The following is a 17,149-nucleotide window of genomic DNA, read 5'->3' on the forward strand; positions in this document are numbered from 1 at the left end:
CTTTCGGGTGCGATTAACATTGTATTTTTATCATGCGAGTGAATAATCAAATCATCGATTCAGATAATCCCACAATGATTCAAAATTAGGATTAAAGCCATGCCAGCATATAAAGCTCCGCTACACGATATCCGCTTCTTAATGAATGAAGTACTAGACTATCCTGCTCACTACAAAACTTTATCAAATGGTGAAAGTGCAGATCCTGATACAGTAGATATGATTCTTGAAGGTGCAGCAGATTATTGTGAAAACGTATTGTCTCCACTTAACCAATCTGGCGATGAAGAAGGTTGCCATTTTGACAACGGCGAAGTTAAAACGCCAAAAGGTTTTAAAGAAGCTTATGACCAGTTTGTAATGGGTGGCTGGCAAGGTCTTTCTTATCCTGAAGAATTTGGTGGTCAAGGCCTACCAATGTCTTTAAACCTGATTAAATCAGAGATGATGGGTACTGCGAACTGGTCATTTACCATGTATCCAGGTTTAAGTTCAGGCTGTATGAATACTATTTTGCAATTCGGTACAGATGAGCAAAAACAAACGTATATGCCGAAACTTGTTGAAGGTACATGGAGCGGCACAATGTGCTTAACCGAACCTCAATGTGGTACAGACTTAGGTCAGGTAAAAACCAAAGCTGAACCACAAGCTGACGGCACTTATAAGATTTCTGGTACAAAAATCTTTATTTCTGCCGGTGAGCATGATTTAACAGAAAACATTATTCATATTGTGCTTGCACGTCTTCCAGATGCACCAGCAGGTACTCGTGGTATTTCATTATTTATCGTCCCTAAATTTATCCCAACTGCGGAGGGCGGCGTAGGTGAACGTAATACTGTAAGTTGTGGTTCAATCGAACACAAAATGGGTATCCGTGCTTCTGCAACTGCTGTATTGAACTTCGATAATGCAACAGGTTACCTCATTGGTGAAGTAAATAAAGGCCTACATGCCATGTTTACCTTTATGAACACAGCGCGTATTGGTACTGCGGTTCAAGGTATTGCCCATGCAGAGTTATCTTTCCAAGGCGCTCTACCATATGCCAAAGAACGTATGTCTATGCGTGCCCTTTCAGGTAAAAAAGATCCAGATAAAGTTGCTGATGCAATCATTCACCATGCTGATGTACGCCGCATGTTGTTAACTCAAAAAGCAATCGCTGAAGGTGGTCGTTCAATGATCTACTACGCAGCACAGCTTGCTGACAAAATGACAGATGCTTTGACACGCGGTGACCAAGCTGCATTTGAAGATTATGACGATAAACTTGGTTTCTATACACCAATCTTAAAAGGTTTCTTGACCGAGCTTGGCCTAGAAGCTGCTAACCACGGTATGCAAGTGTACGGCGGCCATGGTTACATCAAAGAATGGGGTATGGAGCAAATCGTACGTGATGCCCGTATCTCTACTCTGTATGAAGGAACAACTGGTGTTCAAGCACTTGATTTGATTGGCCGTAAAGTGTTGTTAAGCTCAAAAGGTAAAGTAGTTCGTGAATACACTGCTGAGATCTTAAAGTTCTGTGCTGCACATGCGCGTAATAAATACTTACGTCGTTTTGCTTGGGACTTAACAAAGCTTTGTGCTCAGTGGAACACTTTAACTGTTCGTATCATGCTTGCTGCACGTAAAGATCGTGACATCGTATCTTCTGCTTCTGTAGATTTCTTGATGTTCTCAGGCTATGTGATGATGGCTTATTTCTGGGCACAACAAGCAGTTGTCGCTTCTGAAAAATTAGAAGCAGGTAATGGCCAAGAAACTCCTGAGTTCTATAAAGCAAAAATTAAAGTTGCAGATTTCTACTTTGACCGTTTATTACCACGTGCTCAAGGTCATGCAGAGTCAATGGTAACGACTTCTCGTACGCTGACTTCATTACCAGCGGAACACTTTAGTTTCGACTACTAATGATGTATAGACTCTAAAATCAAAAAGAGCGCAATTGATATTGCGCTCTTTTTGATTTTGCTAAAATTGACTTTACTCTTTATCAAGTACATAAGCTTTTGTAGGAACAAAATAATTTTGTTCCAAAAACTCACGGTTTTTACCAAAATCGCTATAAAATAATTTTTCTAAATTTACGACTAATCTTTGTTTTGCATCAATATCAAAATAGAAGTTAACATCTGATAAAGGACATTGAATCGTTAACTCATGAACGGCAGGTTCGACCTTCCATTTCAAGGAAGGACATAATTGATTGATGACTGCACTTTTTGAGCCATCTTTACTACCAACACGACCAAAATGAACAACATTCCAATACGCAGTTCCATCAGGTAATAAATTTAAAATATATTCTGCCTCGCCTGTTTCACAATCGGCAAAATTATCTTCACATGAAATACGAGTATGATAACGGCCTGCATATTGTTGGTCTGCTTCGGATAGTTTTGAGGTTTGATCTGGGACGCCCTCAGGCAAGAAAGTTCGTCCCGCTGCATCATCTAGAGTTTTAACCTTAGTGGTGCTTTTAATCAAACTATCTTCATGTCTAGAAGTCGTTGCTACCGCGGAGTGATCTTTAGAGTCGGCATGATTTACATCACAGGCACTTAACCCCATACACAAGATGGCTGCCACACCCAAATGTTTCATTAAAAGACCAGACGACTTCAAAGACATATACATCATTCACATACAACAGCAATGCTACAGTTCAACCTTATTGTTCAGGAACGATATCATCGCTGCTACAAACACTTTCAGCCCCGAAACAGTGCATTTTAGTAGATGTTGCTTTCATTGATTTAAACCATTTACATATTTTAACCATTTTTAGTTTTGTGAACCTTTAATTCATTCGGATTGGCTCCATATTCTTATTAACCAAGTGAATAAATGATTCCTTGTAACTTATATATTTGAGGAGACTTAGATGGCCAATTCTGGTTTATATCGCTCGAACCGACAAAGCATGATCGCCGGTGTAATGGGCGGTATTGCTGAACGATTTGGTTGGAATGCAAATTTATTACGCATTATTTTCGTGTTAGTTTCGATAATGAGCGCGGCTTTTCCAGGGATTTTAGTGTACTTAGTTTTATGGTTGGTAATTCCTAAAAAACAGCCAGAACAAGTACAAGGTTATCAACAACCTGTTCGCACTGTACGAGAAGAACAAATACATTAAATAACTTAGTTTATTTTGGTCGCTACGGTTGCATCCCCTAATCAACCGTAGCTTTTTTTATGTTTAAAATTACAATTTACGATTTAACTGCTGTTGTAAAGCCGCAATCATATCTGCACGGCTAATGATTCCAATCAGTTTTCGTTCCTCAACCACCGGAATATAGTTAAAAGACTTCTCAACAAAGTAAGGTACAAGGTCTTGAATCGGCTGAGTTGGCAGTACAGTAACTACTCGACGACTCATAATTTGTCTTACGTAATGCTGCCATGAGTTTCTTGGGTCTGTTGCCCCTTTAAACCATTCCACAACTTCATATAACGCCAAAGTACCCACTAAATGGTTGTCTGCATTAACTACAGGCAAACTCATGAGATTTTCTTGTTTAAATTTATCTAATGCCTGATGAATATCATCATTTTCATGCAATTTAATCACATCACGGCTCATAATATCCTGACAGGTATATTGGTTCACCATACGTTCATTGGCATGTTCTTGCGCTTCTAAAATGATTTTTTCTAAGTCGTACTGGCTGATATCTAACAGTTCAGTATGATGTTCTAACGCATACTCAATATCTTTTGGCTGAATTGATACTTTTTGAGTGGGAGTTGGATCTTTACTACGCTCATTTAAATGTGCAGTAACCGGATAATGTCGCCCAATCAATCGATTAAAAAATACAGCAAAACCGAGTAGAAGTAATGAATTGAGCAGAACCGGATAAAAAACGAAATAAAAGCCTAATTTATGAATAGCAGCACCGCCCAACACAGCCGTAATCGCAACTGCCCCACTAGGTGGATGCAAGGAGTCGGTAGTCATCATCAAAAATATGGCAAAACCCACAGCCACGCTAAAAGCCGTGGTTAAATCAGGAATCCACTGTGCACAGGCGACCCCAATAATTCCGGCTAATGTATTACCGACAATAACATTCCAAGGCTGAGCCAATGGACTGGTAGGTACAGCAAATAAGAGAACAGATGAAGCCCCCATTGGTGCAATGTACCAAGCATTAATTCCGCCTAAAACATACCAGCTAATTAACGAGGAAATTGCTAAACCACATAGCGCTCCAACGCCACAAAGCAACCGTTCTTTTAGGGGTAAAACCTTAAAATTCGGTTTTAAAATCTGTAACCATTCTGGCTGTATAACACTCACAGTACACCTTAGGGGATATGCCGTTATTTATAACGGGCAAAAGTATACGCCCAAAGCCACATAAAGTGCATTTAAATTATATCTTTCAATTATCAGAAAACCTGTTGAATGTGCTCTTACTATTTTAATATTTTAATATTCAATTAACTTTTCATTTAAATAGCGCCAGTAACGTTTAGGCAAATATTGCACATGAAGCTTAATATTTTGGCGTTCCGTAATATTAACGCTTTTAAAATAATCCTTCCAAAGCTGATCATATAAAACTTCCTGCTCATCAAGCTCAAGCTGAAAGCTTTGACTCATTCCATTTTTTAAATTACGGTCAACGTCTGAGGCTTCGAGTGAAACTTCATGTATTTCCCGTAAATCATAATACAGTCCGAATTTACGTTGCTCATCATAAATGAGCCAACGCTGATCTTGATAACGCCGTTTAAAATGCGGCTGAATGAGTGGTAAGACATTAAAATCAGGACGAACCAGACTTAAAAAAAGCTCATCTTTGGTTTTCTTAAACCGAATAAAAGCCTCCATTCGATGCTTCTCACGCCCGACCTTTTTCGTCCACTGTGCAATCGCTAAAACACTGGGATGTGAATAATCTTTTTCTACAGAAGAATGACTACTAAACACATAAATACAGTAATTAAATAAATGCTGATAGGCGTCTAAAGATTCAGATAAAGAGGCAAAATAAAATTGTTTTAAGGAAGAAGATGAAAGCTTTTTTTGTAGCGCGGACCAAACACGCTCGGCGTGTTGCTCGTTATTTGAAACCTCAATTTTATCAGCAAATAAGCCATGTTGAGCTGCATCATTCAAACAGAGCCTGACCTGTAATTCTTTAAATTGAAATGCACGAAATACACAGCTCAGCAGCCCAACCATTGAACCATCAAAATAGTAAGCTACTTCCTCATTAAACATAGCTAAAACCCAAGGCTTAATTGTGGCGAGAGTTGCTGCACATATTTAGAAGATCCCTGAGTTAAAATCTGCTGCCGAATAAAACTTGATGATAGCTCTTTTTGGAATTTTGGACTGTCTTCGCAGCGAATAAAGAATTTTGCTCGTTGGTAGGCCACACCGAGTTTTTTAAGTAAATCGATATGGATTTTCCCAAAACGGCGAGCCTGCACAATTTTCTTGGCCGATTTCACACCAATGCCCGGTACACGCAAAATCATTTGATAATCTGCACGGTTTAAATCTACCGGAAACTGTTCAGGATGCCTTAAAGCCCAGCTTAATTTTGGGTCTACATCAAGGTCTAAGTTAGGGTGTTTTTCATTGACGATTTCATTGACTTCAAAACCGTAAAAACGCATCAGCCAGTCACTTTGATAGAGTCGGTTTTCCCTCAATAATGGCGGTGCAGAGCCAACTGCGGGCAAATAATTATTTTCAGTATTAATTGGGATATAACCCGAAAAATAGACACGTTTGAGTTTAAATTCTTTATAGTGTTTGTCAGCCATAAACAAGACATCTTGGTCTGACTCTTGATGAGCGCCAACAACCATTTGCGTAGTCTGCCCTGCTGGTACATATTTCGGCACGTGCTTAATAATTTGTCGCTCATCTTTCAGTTGAATGAGCCGGTCACGAACTAAACCTAAATCTTTTTGTACTTCCTGATGTGATTTTTCTGGCGCAAAAGTTTTTAACCCAATCTCAGTCGGCATCTCTAAATTAATACTCATCCGGTCAGCATATAAACCTGCTTCATGGATCAGTTCAGGCGATGCACCCGGAATTGTTTTTAGGTGAATATAACCGTTAAAATTTTCTTCAAGACGTAACTTTTTCACGACTTGAAGCATGCGCTCCATCGTGTGATCGGCCGATTTAAATATGCCGGAGCTTAAAAATAAGCCTTCAATATAATTACGGCGGTAAAAATTAATAGTTAAGTCTACAACCTCTTGCACCGTAAATGCTGCACGCTGGACGTCGTTAGAACGGCGTGAAACACAATAGGCGCAGTCAAAAATACACACATTGCTAAATAGAATTTTTAAGAGAGATACACAGCGGCCATCTTCGGTATAGCTATGGCAAATACCCGAATGACTGGCATCCCCCAGACCTTTATTTTTGTTTTTACGATCACTGCCACTTGATGAACAAGACACATCATATTTAGCAGCATCAGCAAGAATTTGTAGTTTTTCTCGAATGCGATCAGACATATCAAACGACTCATTTATGGCATCGTTTAAAAAATATCATTTCGCATTCTTAAATTTAATCCAGTGAAATACGCTCAGCGTCATGAGGTGACGTTTAAAATAATTCGTCTTAATTAACGTATTCTTCAAGCTGCTTTACACGCGCTGCATACTCTTGCATTGGGCAATACGAATACATGGGTGAGCCAATGTATGAGCCTGCATTATTACATTCCTGATCTACATAAGCTTTCCAGAGTCGTTGAGATTTTAAAATATCTTGGTAACGTTCTGGCTGTTTATATTCTTCGCTTTGTGTACGAATTTGATCAATCAGAGCAACAATTTTTTCTTCATAAGTCTTTTTAGCTTGTTCAGAACAGCTATGCACGACCATATTGTTAATACTCTCAAGCTGCATTTCTTTAATAGTCTGATCTACACATTGGTTGTACTCGTCTTGCTCGTCAGCTTCGGTCTGCGCATACAACCATGGACTACCAAAAAGGCTAGATAAAACAATGAGTTTGCAGCAAAATTTCAGCATAATTTATTCTCGATTCTATAATTTTTAATATGCTTCAATATAACAAAAAAATGATTATTCACGCACTTGCGCTTGCACCCATCCCATTGCTGAGTTTATCTGCTTTAGGGGTAATAATATTAAATGCTGAGTTCAACCTTTATTCGATTGGAGTTGTTTTTCTAGCCCACTTCTTATTTTATTTACTTTTTTATGGCCTTCTGGTTATTCCTTTTGTATATATCATTTCCTATTTTCTCGCCCGTAAAAATCGTTTAAATCTGATGAGTATTTTCATCAGCACAACTGCGATCTGGATTTTGATTGGCCCTATTACACATTTGATTTTTGTCGGATCATTCCCTTCCCCTTGGTGGCATATTTATAAGATCTACAGTTTCTATCTGATGATCTTATTTACAGGCTTTTGCTATTGGTTAGGCTTAAAGTGGCTAAGCCAGAAAAACAAATGACCGAATCATGTATTCCCTTGATTAAGCCTTTGCCACTCCACCACAAAATCCTTATACTTAGTGGCAATTTTTCTCATAAATTCGTGGATGCTACATGAGTCGCGCCATCTCGCACATTGATACATTTCAGGGCTTAATTCTTGCCCTACAAAACTATTGGGCCGAACAAGGCTGCGTCGTACTACAACCTTACGACATGGAAATGGGCGCTGGAACATTCCACACCGCAACATTCTTACGTGCTTTAGGGCCAGAGACTTGGAACGCGGCATACGTTCAACCTTCACGTCGTCCAAAAGATGGTCGCTACGGTGAAAACCCGAACCGTTTGCAACACTATTACCAGTTCCAAGTAGTACTTAAACCAAACCCAGACAATATCCAACAGCTTTATCTCGATTCTTTAAAAGCAATCGGGATTGATACGCTTACTCACGATATCCGTTTCGTAGAAGACAACTGGGAATCTCCAACTCTTGGGGCTTGGGGCTTAGGTTGGGAAGTTTGGCTTAACGGTATGGAAGTAACTCAGTTCACTTACTTCCAACAAGTTGGTGGTGTTGAATGTTACCCAGTAACAGGCGAAATCACTTACGGTTTAGAACGTCTTGCAATGTACCTTCAAGGCGTTGACTCGGTTTATGACCTTGTTTGGACGAAAGGCCAATTCGGTACTGTAACTTACGGCGACGTATTCCATCAAAATGAAGTTGAGCAATCGACTTATAACTTTGAATACGCTCCAGTTGACAAACTATTTGAACTATTTGATTTCTACGAGTCAGAAGCTAACCGTTTAATGGAAGCTAAACTTCCACTTCCAGCTTATGAGCAAGTCGTTAAAGCGTCTCATACCTTTAACTTGCTTGATGCACGTGGTGCAATTTCTGTAACTGAGCGTCAACGTTACATTTTACGTGTACGTACTTTGGCGCGCGCTATTGCACAAAGTTATGTACAAGCACGTGCAGAGCTTGGCTTCCCAATGGCAGAACCGCATTTACGTGATGAAGTATTGGCACAGCTAAAAGCACAAGCTGAAAGTGAAGCAGCAAAGGCGGAGAAAAACTAATGAGCAAACATACTGTTTTATTCGAACTTGGCTGTGAAGAGCTTCCACCAAAAAGCTTAAAAACGTTACGTGATGCACTACAAGCAGAAACTGTAAAAGGCTTAAATGAAGCAGGTTTAGACTTCGCATCTGTTGAAGCTTATGCAGCTCCACGTCGTTTAGCGCTTAAAATTGTAGATGTAGATGCTGCTCAAGCGGATACACAAAAACGTTTTGACGGCCCTGCTGTTCAAGCAGCTTACGATGCAGAAGGCAAACCGACTAAAGCACTTGAAGGCTTTATGCGCGGTCAAGGCATTACTGTTGATCAGCTTTCTACATTCCAAGCAGGTAAAGTTGAAAAAGTTTGCTATTTAAAAGATGTGAAAGGTCAAAGCCTTGATGCTTTACTTCCACAGATTTTACAAACTGCGTTAGACAATTTACCAATTGCTAAGCGCATGCGTTCTGCTGCAAGCCGTACCGAATTTGTACGTCCAGTGAAATGGGTTGTCTTACTCAAAGATGACCAAGTTATTGAGGCGACTATTCAAGATCACAAAGCTGGTAATGTGACTTATGGTCACCGTTTCCATGCACCTGAAGCTGTGACCTTAGCGCATGCAAATGACTATTTAGCTGCGTTAGAAAAAGCATATGTTGTAGCGAACTTTGAAAAGCGTCAGGCAACCATTCAAGAACAAGTGAAAAAGTTAGCTGATGAAGTGAATGCAACTGCGATTGTTCCAGCTGACTTACTTGATGAAGTAACAAGTCTGGTTGAATGGCCTGTGGCTTTACGTGCAACTTTTGAAGAACGCTACTTAGCTGTTCCTCAAGAAGCACTCATCACGACAATGCAAGACAACCAGAAGTATTTCTGTTTGATCAACGCGGAAGGTAAATTACAGCCTTACTTTATTACTGTTTCAAATATTGAGTCTAAAGATCCGACTCAAATTATTGAAGGTAACGAAAAAGTTGTTCGCCCTCGTTTGTCTGATGCTGAGTTCTTCTTCTTACAAGATCAAAAGCAACCGCTTGCATCTCGTAAAGAAAAATTAGCAAACATGGTATTCCAAGCACAGCTTGGTACGCTTTGGGACAAATCAACACGTATTGCAAAACTTGCAGTTGCATTATCTTCAATCACTGGTGCAAACCCAGCTGATGCTGAAAAAGCTGCATTACTTGCTAAATGCGACTTAACCTCTGAGCTTGTTGGTGAATTCCCAGAACTTCAAGGTATTGCGGGTACTTACTACGCGCGTATTGAAGGCGAAAACACTGAAGTTTCAGAAGCTTTAGGTGAGCAATATTTACCAAAATTTGCGGGTGATGTTTTACCAAAAACCAAAACAGGTACAACTATTGCCCTTGCTGACCGTTTAGATACGCTTGTTGGTATTTTTGGTATTGGACAAGCGCCTACAGGTTCTAAAGACCCGTTTGCACTTCGTCGTTCAGCAATTGGTATCTTACGTTTAATCATTGAAAATGAATTAGATGTAACGATTGAAGAGCTAGTTAATCTTGCACTTCAAGGTTATGGCGATATCGTTAAAGACCACGACAAAACTCGTGCTGATGCGGTTGCATTCTTAGAAGGTCGTTACCGAGCTAAGTACGAAGACCAAGGTGTTGCTGTTGACGTACTTCAAGCAGTTCAAGCACTTGCACCAAAATCTCCACTTGATTTTGACAAGCGAGTAAATGCTGTTAACCACTTCCGCACATTACCTGAAGCTGCTGCACTTGCTGCTGCAAATAAACGTGTTGCTAATATTCTTGCAAAAGAAGCAGCACCAGAAGGCTCTGTAATTGAAGCGAACTTGGTTGAAGATGCCGAAAAGGCATTATTTGCTGAGCTTCAAGCAGTGACTCCTGTGGTTGAACCATTACTTGCAGCAAAAGACTATACTGCTGCCCTTTCTAAGCTTGCAGCACTTCGTGCGCCGATTGATGCATTCTTTGATGGTGTAATGGTCATGGCAGATGACGCTGACCTGAAAGCAAACCGTTTACGTTTATTGGCTCAGTTACGTAACTTGTTTACTGCTGTTGCTGATGTGAGTGTGTTGCAGGGTTAATTAGCTTATTATGAAATAAAGGGATCTTTTATAGATCCCTTTATTTTTTGAGTTAAACAAACTCTTTAATTTCTTCTAAACTTTTCGATGGCTCAAACCACATAAAATCATAATCGGCCACATCATGAATATAAAACGGATCGTTTTTTATAATTTTTTCAGCTTCTTGAATAGAAGAACTTAAAACTAAAATTACCCCACCTACTCTATTTTCACGGCGACCTGATGCCAGAAATTTCTTTTGCTCATAGTAATGATCTAAAAATGCAATATGTTCTTTGAGTACAGCGTCAACTTCGGCTAACGGTTTTTTATAAGTTAAAGTAACAACAATCATCTCATTCTCTTAAAGCAAGTAGCGCATGACATAGCTTATTCGATAGTACGCCGATTCCCCCAATTCATCCACACTAAACTTCCCACAATAATTACTCCTCCCAGCAGCACCATCATTGATGGTTTCTCATTTAAGAAAATCACCGCCAAATTCATCGCGACAATAGGAGAGCAATATAAAAAATTCGATGCAATCGTTAACGGCATATTTTTAAGTACATAGCCCCAAAGTACATAAGCCATCGCACTTGGAAAAATACCCAATAAGACAACCGACATATTGGCTTGCCAAGTGGCATGTAAAATTTCATTAGGTAAATGAGCACTATAAAATAGTAAAGGAAGGGTCCCGAACCAAATGATGTAGCACATCATGCTCAAGGCATCATAATTTAAGGCAAATTTTTTATATAAATTAAAATAAAGCCCCCATGCAATTGCAGCTAAAACAATCAACAAACTATAAGGGCTCGGCATACCAAAACCATGATCTCCGCTGACCACTAACACGGCGCCACAAAGCCCTAGCAAAATACACAACCACTTTTTAAAACTGATTTGTTCTTTAAAAAGCAAAACCGAAATAATAAAGGTAAATAGCGGAATAGATTGGCTCAAAATACTAGATGCGACAGCAGTTACATATTGCTGCCCCGTATTTATCAGCAAATGATGCAGCGTTACAGAAAAAAACCCTAATACAGCAAGTGCAGGAACATCTTTCCACTTTAAAGGCTGAATTCCTTTTTTCATAACCAAAAGCAGCAAGAAAACCGATGCAATCAAAAAGCGAAGCAAGGCAATGTGCTGCGGTGTATATGAATGCAAAGCACTATGTACACCAATAGGTGAATAGCCCCAACAAAAGACGGTTACAGCAATACATAAGTAGAGCTTAAATGCGGGAGGCTGGGTTTCGGCAGCAAGAGAAATTGCCATGTTAAATCTGCACTAATGAAATGGAACTCTTTCATCATATGCGCATGGATAGTTGAATAAAATTAACTTATATTGAGTTTAATATTCATTAAAAGTGAATGATAAAACATGGATATCGCTCAGTTAAAGATGTTCCAAACCGTGGTTGAATGCGGAACAATGGCAAAGGCATCAATGCAACTGCATTGTGTACCATCCAATATTACGACACGGATTAAACAACTCGAAGAAGAGCTTGGAGCACCTTTGTTTTATCGTGAAGGTAAAGCTTTAAAACTCACCCCATCAGGAGAAATCTTTCTCGATTATTGCCATAAAATTTTAGCGCTATGCGATGAAGCGAAACGAAGTATTCATCCAGATGCACCGCCCTCTGGCCCGCTCAAAATTGGAGCTATTGAATCTTCTGCTACAACTCGCCTGCCTAACTTACTTGCAAAATATCATCAACGTTATCCAGAAGTTTCTATTCAAATTATTACTGGCACATGGAAACAGCTACTAGTCGATATTTCTCAGCACAAACTTGATGGTGCAATTGTTGCAGGCAATATTGAGTTTCCTATGCTCAATAAACTGAGTATTTATCAAGAAGACATGGTCTTAATTGCATCTCATTCTTTAGGAGAAATTCATTGCCAAGAAGATCTGATTGGTAAAGAAATTTTTATGTGGACTGAAGGCTGTCCTTACCGCGCAGCTCTTGAAGAATGGCTTAAACTGAAGAATATCTCTCTCCCTATCACCAGTATTACCAGTTACGCCACCATTATTGGGTGTGTCAGTGCGGGTTCTGGCGTGGCGTTAGTGCCTAAGAGTATTTATGAGCAATATAAAAATTTAGCGCATATTCAAAGTTATAAATTCGAATACCTTGCCTTTATGCAAAATCATTTTTTCTGGCATAAAAATGTGAGTAACCATAAAGCGAGAGACATGTTTATAGAATTGATTAAGTCTGAGTTTTGTTTATAAAGTATTTGGGTAATGATGCTATTCCCTTCAAATGATGATTTCTCGTAATCGAATCGTATGGGTTTTATCTCATGTCTGCACAAGATTTATTTTTAACAGTAAGATCAGCTATCCATATTTTGATAGTCATTGGGGAGATTAATCCAAAATGAAAGCCATAAAAATTTTATGTATTACAAGCTCTATCTTGGTTTCATCATCTCTCTTTGCTGAAACACCTCAACCTCAACAAGTGAATGAAGCAACCTCTAAGACAATGCCTTATGGCGATAATCCAAGCTTAGGCCGCGTACTGTTATACAAAACAGGAAAAGGAATTCAAAATTTAGGAGATTCCATTCAAGGCGCTTCTGAAAAAACTTCAAATAAAATTAGTGAAAAATGGAAAGATACGAAAGAATTTACCGCCGAAAAAGCAGAAGTTGTTCAACAAAAAACGGATACAGCCAAAGTATTTACTGAACAGAAAATAGAACAAGCTAAGCAAAATATCACCAGCAGTAGAAACGGTGAAAATATTCCAATCGAACAAGGTGAGCTAAGTAAATCTAGTACGACTGCCAATTAAGATTAAACCAGATTAGCGCGATCATATCGCGCTTCCAAAGAAACACACTTTAAAAAAGACATACATCCACTACAAAGAGCTAGGAACCTGCCTTATGAACAGTCAAAAACTTCTCTTTTCTACCCTGTGCTGCTTAGCATTAACTGCATGTGCAACTACCGCACCTCTTTCTTCTTATCCTCAGGCACAAGTTTTAGAACAAGATACCAATATCGAAGCTTATCCAACCACCACAGGCAATGTAGCCAAGCTTATTAAACACGATAAGCAAGCTTGTATGATTGAATTTACGGGTTATTTAGGTGGTGGACAAGTAACTGAACATTGGATTTTTAATAATAAAGGTCTGATTTCAGCTCAATCATTTACAGAACAATATCCAGACTCTTCTGGCATATTAAGTCAAGCGACCAATTCGACAACCAAAAGCTCTACCACTTTTAATATCCAAGATCCCGAAATTCAAAATAACTTCAAAAAACTTCAAAGTAATTTTAGTAAAGACAACTTAGCAAAGTGTGATTAAGGCTTTTTCATAAAAAAACTCGTTGCAGAAGTTATCTTTTGCAACGAGCCATAGCCATTTAAATTTTTGGACCTAATAAAAAATTATAAATATGCTATTTAGTTAACGGTTAAACCATTGGTTGCCGCCAGCAAATCAATCCGTGGGAAAACCAGGCCCGTTCTTGAGTCAGTAATAGGTTTACCCGTAGCTTTTAACCGACTAATAGTTTGATCGATACTTTCGGTTGGACTTACGCTATTCGCTCTCAATAGAGCAATCGCGCCTGCCACATGTGGTGTCGCTTGAGAGGTACCGCCCATGGTATAGCCACCTGCGGTAATCATTGCACCCGGTGCCAATAAAGTCACAAGACTTCCCCCATTACTAAAGCAGGCTACCTTATCTGCTGCTGTAGTAGGGTCAGAACATTTCACGGGGTTACCCCATGACACACCACCAATATTACTATCATAAACAGCACCTACCCTTACTGCCCCTGCCACACAAGCAGGAGATGAAATTCCGTCAGGGAAGGCATCATTACCAGAGGCTACAACCGGAACCACGCCAGCAGCTCGCGCATTGGCAAATGCTGTTCCATAACTGCTATCGCTACACTCAGAGGTATATTTGACTCCCGGCACACCAAGGCTCAAATTCACCGCTTTAATATTATAGGTTTGTGCATTGTTTACAGCCCAGTTAATCCCCGCGAGAATATCACTATCATAAGCGGTGCTTACCCACTTACCTTGCGATCTGACCTTTCTAAATACATCAATACCAATAATTTTAGTTTTAGTAGCGACTTTCGACACAATAGCGGAAACGTTACTACCATGCCCATCATCATCCAAAGTGCCATCATCTGGTGCACTATCAAAAGAATAAACCACGCGGCAAGTACTCGATGGAGTATTCACAGCGGTACATCCAAAATCTGAATGTAGATAATTTACCCCTGTATCCAGCACAGCAACACTAGATCCCTCCCCCGTAAAACCATTGGTATTGGCTTGTGGTTGATTAATCAAAGGCAAACTTTCAGTAGTTGTAGTACGGTTAATACGGTTTGGATAAACTGCTTTAACGTTCGGATCATTTAATAAAGCTACTAAAGCCTCACGGTTACTAATCCGATAAAAAGCCAAAGGTAGGTTATTGTAATCCCGAAGTACTTGTACACCACCGGCACGATTAAACCTTGTCTGAAGATTCTTTTTATTTGTAGCAATATAACTTCGCCGTTCTAAACCTGAAGGTACGCTCGATGAAGGAATATTGTATTCGACAATTAAATCGTTTGAATCATTACTAACCAAAGCATCTAAATCTATTTTACCTTGGAATACTTTTTGTTTTGCTGCCTGACTTAACCGCTGTTTGGCCCCTTTGGAGTCCAAAGGAAGAGCGGACGCAGTTGTACTGAAAATTGTACATAGACCTAATAGAAACAACGTTTTACTTTGCATTATTTTTCTCCGTAGTTTTTCAACTAACAATTTGCTTATTTCGCTTTTATTTCATTTGCTGGATCTTTTTCTGGATCAATCGGTTGAATCGAAGGATCACTTTTTGTGTCATAGAAAGGAACGGCATCTGCTGATACCGGTTGAGAGTGGTTTGAATTTAAAGATACGTTTTTAAGTTGAGTAGGCTCCTTAAGTTTAGAAAGGGAAGATGAAGTATCTGTTTGCGGTGAATTCGTCTCATGTAAAGCAGAATTGAACACATCAGATGCACCGCTTGTGGGTTTGAAATAAAGAACAACGGCGATCAAGCCGACTATTACAAGTAGGGAAGCTATAATTTTCATCATTTAAGATCTCTGTTCTTTTGTTTATAGACATCTATATTTACTTTTGATTATTCGAAATAAAGAGACATTTCTTGAGTTACATTTCATGTGAAATTTCTATTTCGTAAAATGTATAAACATGAGAAAAGCTAAAATATCTTTTCTCGAATAAGCAAAAATACAGTTCTGCCCTTTACGTTTATATTTCTGGCAGAATAAGGTTCAAAAAAGTGCTAAAAAGCACCCTATTCTCATAATAAGCAATTATTATGCCGTTTCCTCTAACAAATAACGAGAACTACATCACATTTAGAGATATAGGCATGTATCACATGAACAACGATAGAAAAATTTAGGAGATAAAGGTTAAAAAGCTGTAAGATGAAAATAGGACCAGCTTAATAAGAATAACTAAAAAATAAATGTTCTTTTTCACTTTATTATTAATTTTTATTAATCTTCACAATTTATCCCTAGTCTGTTTACTCAATGTAACACTGTTGTAACGTTTTGATGAAGTGAGTTCCCAAGCTCATATTTCCTTAGCTATGATGCGATTGCGTTTATGAAATACCTCACTAAAAGGGTATATTCTTTGAAGGATATCGCAATGAAAATGATGAAAACAGCTATCGTTACTGCAAGTGTACTTGCTTCTGCCTCTATTTTTGCACAAAGTGCGGGCGTTAATGCAGGTGCATCTGCTCAAGTCAACGTACAACCAGGTGGTCTTGTTAGTGGCGTAGCCAATACAGTCAAAAATACTGCACATACTGTAGGGAACACAGCAAAACATGCTGGTCACGTAGCTGCTGACACAACCGTTAAAGCTACAAAAAAAACAACAGGTAAAGTAACTGAACTTTCTTCTAAAGCTGCTACTGGCACTAAACATGTAGCAAGTGAAGCTGTAACTGGTACTAAACATTTTGCTACCGAAGCAGCAACAGGTACAAAAAATTTAGCGACTAAGGCTGCAACTGGCACTAAAAACCTAGCAGTTGAAGCTAAAGCAGATACAAAAGCGCATCTTGATGCTGTAAAAACTAAGGTAGCAGAAAAACAAGCTGACCAAAAAGAATTTACTGCTGAAAAACAGGCCGATGCTCAAGCACGTGTAGATGCTGTTAAAGCTCGTGTAGCACAAAATCAAGCTGAGCAAAAAGAATTCGTTGCTGACACTAAAGCTGATGCTCAAGCAAAATTAAATACAGCTCAACCAGCTCATGGAGTTAACGCTCAAACAGGTGTAAACGTTGGTGTTAATGTTGCTGGTATTAATGCAAATGCAAACGTAAATGCAGGCGCTCAAGCGTCTACACAAAAAGGCGAAAAGAAATCTTTTATTAAAGGTCTTTTCGGTACTAACTAATTAAGTTAGCAATAAAAA

18 protein-coding genes are annotated in these 17,149 nt (G+C 39.1%); 9 read left to right on the plus strand and 9 right to left on the minus strand.

All coding sequences use genetic code 11. From position 1 onward, the window contains the following. Positions 1-99: 99 nt before the first annotated feature. Positions 100-1,923, plus strand: a complete 1,824-nt coding sequence (locus EG365_RS06165) for an acyl-CoA dehydrogenase C-terminal domain-containing protein (RefSeq protein WP_001112081.1) — start codon at positions 100-102, stop codon at positions 1,921-1,923. A gap of 72 nt (positions 1,924-1,995) precedes the next feature. On the opposite strand, the gene EG365_RS06170 is transcribed toward EG365_RS06165, so the two are convergent. Then, a complete protein-coding gene (locus EG365_RS06170) occupies positions 1,996-2,643 on the minus strand; it encodes a hypothetical protein (RefSeq protein ID WP_000054114.1) in 648 nt (215 codons plus the stop codon). A 253-nt stretch (positions 2,644-2,896) separates the two neighbouring features. Here EG365_RS06170 and EG365_RS06175 point away from each other — a divergent pair, with 253 nt between their 5' ends. Beyond that, the gene (locus EG365_RS06175) at positions 2,897-3,151 is read left to right on the plus strand and encodes a PspC domain-containing protein (protein WP_000013717.1); all 255 of its coding nucleotides are present in this window, start codon (positions 2,897-2,899) and stop codon (positions 3,149-3,151) included. A gap of 69 nt (positions 3,152-3,220) precedes the next feature. Here the strand turns inward: EG365_RS06175 and EG365_RS06180 are convergent, their stop codons facing one another. The 4 genes from EG365_RS06180 to EG365_RS06195 all read right to left on the minus strand — a co-directional run bounded on the left by EG365_RS06180 (position 3,221) and on the right by EG365_RS06195 (position 7,042). Beyond that, complete coding sequence (locus EG365_RS06180) at positions 3,221-4,321, minus strand: HPP family protein (protein WP_000111462.1); 1,101 nt, start codon at positions 4,319-4,321, stop codon at positions 3,221-3,223. A 132-nt stretch (positions 4,322-4,453) separates the two neighbouring features. Beyond that, positions 4,454-5,251: a TIGR03915 family putative DNA repair protein gene (locus tag EG365_RS06185; protein WP_000481385.1), complete on the minus strand. Its 798-nt coding sequence runs from the start codon at positions 5,249-5,251 to the stop codon at positions 4,454-4,456. A gap of 2 nt (positions 5,252-5,253) precedes the next feature. Next, on the minus strand, positions 5,254-6,516 hold the full coding sequence (locus EG365_RS06190; RefSeq protein WP_001283774.1) for a putative DNA modification/repair radical SAM protein: 1,263 nt from the start codon (positions 6,514-6,516) through the stop codon (positions 5,254-5,256). A gap of 109 nt (positions 6,517-6,625) precedes the next feature. After that, positions 6,626-7,042, minus strand: coding sequence for a lysozyme inhibitor LprI family protein (locus tag EG365_RS06195; RefSeq protein WP_000910996.1), 417 nt, complete (start codon positions 7,040-7,042; stop codon positions 6,626-6,628). Between the two features lie 29 nt (positions 7,043-7,071). On the opposite strand from EG365_RS06195, the gene EG365_RS06200 reads away from it, so the two are divergent. The 3 genes from EG365_RS06200 (at position 7,072) to glyS (ending at position 10,635) form a co-directional block, all read left to right on the plus strand. After that, positions 7,072-7,494: a hypothetical protein gene (locus EG365_RS06200; protein ID WP_000942505.1), complete on the plus strand. Its 423-nt coding sequence runs from the start codon at positions 7,072-7,074 to the stop codon at positions 7,492-7,494. A 94-nt stretch (positions 7,495-7,588) separates the two neighbouring features. Continuing rightward, complete coding sequence (gene glyQ, locus EG365_RS06205; protein WP_000085212.1) at positions 7,589-8,566, plus strand: glycine--tRNA ligase subunit alpha; 978 nt, start codon at positions 7,589-7,591, stop codon at positions 8,564-8,566. Further along, positions 8,566-10,635 (plus strand): glycine--tRNA ligase subunit beta, encoded by a 2,070-nt coding sequence (gene glyS / locus EG365_RS06210; RefSeq protein WP_000033889.1) that lies wholly within the window; start codon positions 8,566-8,568, stop codon positions 10,633-10,635. Before glyQ ends, glyS begins: the two co-directional genes overlap by 1 nt. A gap of 52 nt (positions 10,636-10,687) precedes the next feature. Here the strand turns inward: glyS and EG365_RS06215 are convergent, their stop codons facing one another. Both EG365_RS06215 and EG365_RS06220 read right to left on the minus strand, forming a co-directional pair. Then, positions 10,688-10,972 carry a YciI family protein gene (locus EG365_RS06215; RefSeq protein WP_000637638.1) on the minus strand — a complete coding sequence of 95 codons (285 nt, stop codon included), beginning with the start codon at positions 10,970-10,972 and terminating at the stop codon, positions 10,688-10,690. Between the two features lie 35 nt (positions 10,973-11,007). Beyond that, positions 11,008-11,910: a DMT family transporter gene (locus EG365_RS06220; RefSeq protein ID WP_001018299.1), complete on the minus strand. Its 903-nt coding sequence runs from the start codon at positions 11,908-11,910 to the stop codon at positions 11,008-11,010. Positions 11,911-12,018: 108 nt separating this feature from the next. On the opposite strand from EG365_RS06220, the gene EG365_RS06225 reads away from it, so the two are divergent. The 3 genes from EG365_RS06225 (at position 12,019) to EG365_RS06235 (ending at position 13,979) form a co-directional block, all read left to right on the plus strand. After that, positions 12,019-12,885: a LysR family transcriptional regulator gene (locus EG365_RS06225; protein WP_000350225.1), complete on the plus strand. Its 867-nt coding sequence runs from the start codon at positions 12,019-12,021 to the stop codon at positions 12,883-12,885. Positions 12,886-13,033: 148 nt separating this feature from the next. Next, positions 13,034-13,453 carry a hypothetical protein gene (locus EG365_RS06230; RefSeq protein ID WP_000644155.1) on the plus strand — a complete coding sequence of 140 codons (420 nt, stop codon included), beginning with the start codon at positions 13,034-13,036 and terminating at the stop codon, positions 13,451-13,453. Between the two features lie 94 nt (positions 13,454-13,547). Beyond that, positions 13,548-13,979 (plus strand): hypothetical protein, encoded by a 432-nt coding sequence (locus EG365_RS06235; RefSeq protein WP_001088069.1) that lies wholly within the window; start codon positions 13,548-13,550, stop codon positions 13,977-13,979. Between the two features lie 98 nt (positions 13,980-14,077). Here the strand turns inward: EG365_RS06235 and EG365_RS06240 are convergent, their stop codons facing one another. Continuing rightward, complete coding sequence (locus EG365_RS06240) at positions 14,078-15,433, minus strand: S8 family serine peptidase (protein WP_001190932.1); 1,356 nt, start codon at positions 15,431-15,433, stop codon at positions 14,078-14,080. A gap of 35 nt (positions 15,434-15,468) precedes the next feature. Continuing rightward, positions 15,469-15,777, minus strand: a complete 309-nt coding sequence (locus EG365_RS06245; RefSeq protein ID WP_000691035.1) for a hypothetical protein — start codon at positions 15,775-15,777, stop codon at positions 15,469-15,471. A 592-nt stretch (positions 15,778-16,369) separates the two neighbouring features. On the opposite strand from EG365_RS06245, the gene EG365_RS06250 reads away from it, so the two are divergent. Then, entirely contained in the window at positions 16,370-17,131 is a 762-nt protein-coding gene (locus EG365_RS06250; protein ID WP_000783289.1) for a hypothetical protein, read from the plus strand. Positions 17,132-17,149 lie beyond the last annotated feature (18 nt).

Source organism: Acinetobacter sp. FDAARGOS_494 (assembly GCF_003812225.1).
GTDB classification, from domain to species: Bacteria; Pseudomonadota; Gammaproteobacteria; order Pseudomonadales; family Moraxellaceae; genus Acinetobacter; species Acinetobacter baumannii.

Excerpts from the sequence above, each read along its gene's own strand:
- EG365_RS06165 (WP_001112081.1), top strand. The coding sequence starts at position 100 with ATGCCAGCATATAAAGCTCCGCTACACGATATCCGCTTCTTAATGAAT.
- EG365_RS06170 (WP_000054114.1), bottom strand. The coding sequence starts at position 2,643 with ATGTCTTTGAAGTCGTCTGGTCTTTTAATGAAACATTTGGGTGTGGCA.
- EG365_RS06175 (WP_000013717.1), top strand. The coding sequence starts at position 2,897 with ATGGCCAATTCTGGTTTATATCGCTCGAACCGACAAAGCATGATCGCC.
- EG365_RS06185 (WP_000481385.1), bottom strand. The coding sequence starts at position 5,251 with ATGTTTAATGAGGAAGTAGCTTACTATTTTGATGGTTCAATGGTTGGG.
- EG365_RS06190 (WP_001283774.1), bottom strand. The coding sequence starts at position 6,516 with ATGTCTGATCGCATTCGAGAAAAACTACAAATTCTTGCTGATGCTGCT.
- EG365_RS06195 (WP_000910996.1), bottom strand. The coding sequence starts at position 7,042 with ATGCTGAAATTTTGCTGCAAACTCATTGTTTTATCTAGCCTTTTTGGT.
- EG365_RS06200 (WP_000942505.1), top strand. The coding sequence starts at position 7,072 with ATGCTTCAATATAACAAAAAAATGATTATTCACGCACTTGCGCTTGCA.
- glyQ (WP_000085212.1), top strand. The coding sequence starts at position 7,589 with ATGAGTCGCGCCATCTCGCACATTGATACATTTCAGGGCTTAATTCTT.
- glyS (WP_000033889.1), top strand. The coding sequence starts at position 8,566 with ATGAGCAAACATACTGTTTTATTCGAACTTGGCTGTGAAGAGCTTCCA.
- EG365_RS06215 (WP_000637638.1), bottom strand. The coding sequence starts at position 10,972 with ATGATTGTTGTTACTTTAACTTATAAAAAACCGTTAGCCGAAGTTGAC.
- EG365_RS06220 (WP_001018299.1), bottom strand. The coding sequence starts at position 11,910 with ATGGCAATTTCTCTTGCTGCCGAAACCCAGCCTCCCGCATTTAAGCTC.
- EG365_RS06225 (WP_000350225.1), top strand. The coding sequence starts at position 12,019 with ATGGATATCGCTCAGTTAAAGATGTTCCAAACCGTGGTTGAATGCGGA.
- EG365_RS06230 (WP_000644155.1), top strand. The coding sequence starts at position 13,034 with ATGAAAGCCATAAAAATTTTATGTATTACAAGCTCTATCTTGGTTTCA.
- EG365_RS06235 (WP_001088069.1), top strand. The coding sequence starts at position 13,548 with ATGAACAGTCAAAAACTTCTCTTTTCTACCCTGTGCTGCTTAGCATTA.
- EG365_RS06240 (WP_001190932.1), bottom strand. The coding sequence starts at position 15,433 with ATGCAAAGTAAAACGTTGTTTCTATTAGGTCTATGTACAATTTTCAGT.
- EG365_RS06245 (WP_000691035.1), bottom strand. The coding sequence starts at position 15,777 with ATGAAAATTATAGCTTCCCTACTTGTAATAGTCGGCTTGATCGCCGTT.
- EG365_RS06250 (WP_000783289.1), top strand. The coding sequence starts at position 16,370 with ATGAAAATGATGAAAACAGCTATCGTTACTGCAAGTGTACTTGCTTCT.